This window comes from Kitasatospora sp. NPDC057512 (genome assembly GCF_042802135.1).
In the GTDB taxonomy this organism is placed as follows: domain Bacteria; phylum Actinomycetota; class Actinomycetes; order Streptomycetales; family Streptomycetaceae; genus Kitasatospora.
In genome coordinates, this window is sequence record NZ_JBHVET010001259.1 from 1 (window position 1) to 1,237 (window position 1,237).

Below are 1,237 nucleotides of genomic sequence, written 5' to 3' on the forward strand. Positions count from 1 at the left end.
GACCAGGATCCTGGTCGGCGGCCGATCGGCTACTGCTGTGGACTGTGGAGCATAGGAGACTCGAACTCCTGACATCTGCCTTGCAAAGGCAGCGCTCTACCAACTGAGCTAATGCCCCTCGACGGCACCGCGCGCGTGCCAACGGGCACTAGCGTACCGGTTTCCGGCGCGATTCCCAGCGCCGTCCCCCCGGAACGGTGCCGTTCCACGGGGTCGGCCGGTCCGGTTCGTCGACCGGGCCGGCCGGCCCGGGAGACGCCGACGGGCGCCTCCCGAATTCGTCGATCGTCAGATCGCCGGGGGCTCAGCGACCGGCCGGGACCGGATCGGTGGCCTCGGTCCACAGGTCCTGCTCGGCGCGGTCCGCCTGGACCTGACGGTAGACAAAGAAGCCGCCGAGGGCGACCAGGGCGACCAGGAGAAGCTTCTTCACCGCGGGACCTCGTCCTTCTTGCGTTGGTGGACTCAAGAGCCGGATCCGGCCGGACTGACCGGGCCGACGAGTCCAGTTGTGTTTCGAGCGCGAACGGGCGGCCGGGTGCCAGACTGCCCTTGCGGCCGATGATACACACCGGTGTCCCAATCGTGACCAGCCACCGGTGTGGCCAACCCGGCGGTCCGGTCCCAGGATTGACGCCGCACCTCCTGGCGGGCGGTCCGGCCGTGTCCGGACCGTCCCGCGCGCCCGCGGATCAGACCCGGCTCGCCGAGCCGTCCGCGGTTCCGCCCGCCGTCCCGTCCGCCGGGCGGCCCGGCGCCACCACCACGGCGGTGCCGTTCACCAGGTCCACCCTGGTCCGCGGCGGCGCCCCCTCGCCCTCCTCGTCCCGCAGCATCAGGGTGCTGCGACGTTCGTCCAGCTCGTGCTGCTTGCCCGCGGCGAACTGCGCGTGCAGCTGCTCGAACCCGGTGGCCGAGATCTGCCCCTCCCGGCCGGTCCCCCGCCAGGGCACCCAGCGGGCGCGGCGCGCCCGAAGTGCCAGTTGATCGACCGCGGCCAGCACCACCAGGGCGCAGACCAGTCCGGGGATGCTCATCGCCCAGAACACCGCCATGCCGTCACCAACCCTCCACCGTCCCTCCTCCGAGAACCGTCGGGAGGGGCGCGCGGTTCCCGGTCCGGCGGCGGGAAGCACGGCGGAAACGCGGTGGGACGCGCGGAGGCGGCGCGGCGGGAAACGCCGAAGGGCCCGGAGTGGATCACTCCGGGCCCTTCGCGGTGGTGGGCCTAACAGGA

Annotated in this window: 2 protein-coding genes and 1 tRNA gene; all 3 read right to left on the minus strand. The window is 72.2% G+C overall.

Going from position 1 to position 1,237, the window contains the following annotated elements; translation table 11 throughout:
* Positions 1-45 precede the first annotated feature (45 nt).
* Positions 46-118, minus strand: a tRNA-Ala gene (locus ACFU6K_RS39335).
* A 186-nt stretch (positions 119-304) separates the two neighbouring features.
* Positions 305-433: a DLW-39 family protein gene (locus ACFU6K_RS39340; RefSeq protein WP_014137031.1), complete on the minus strand. Its 129-nt coding sequence runs from the start codon at positions 431-433 to the stop codon at positions 305-307.
* Between the two features lie 259 nt (positions 434-692).
* Positions 693-1,055, minus strand: a complete 363-nt coding sequence (locus tag ACFU6K_RS39345; protein ID WP_380671524.1) for a DUF6191 domain-containing protein — start codon at positions 1,053-1,055, stop codon at positions 693-695.
* Positions 1,056-1,237 lie beyond the last annotated feature (182 nt).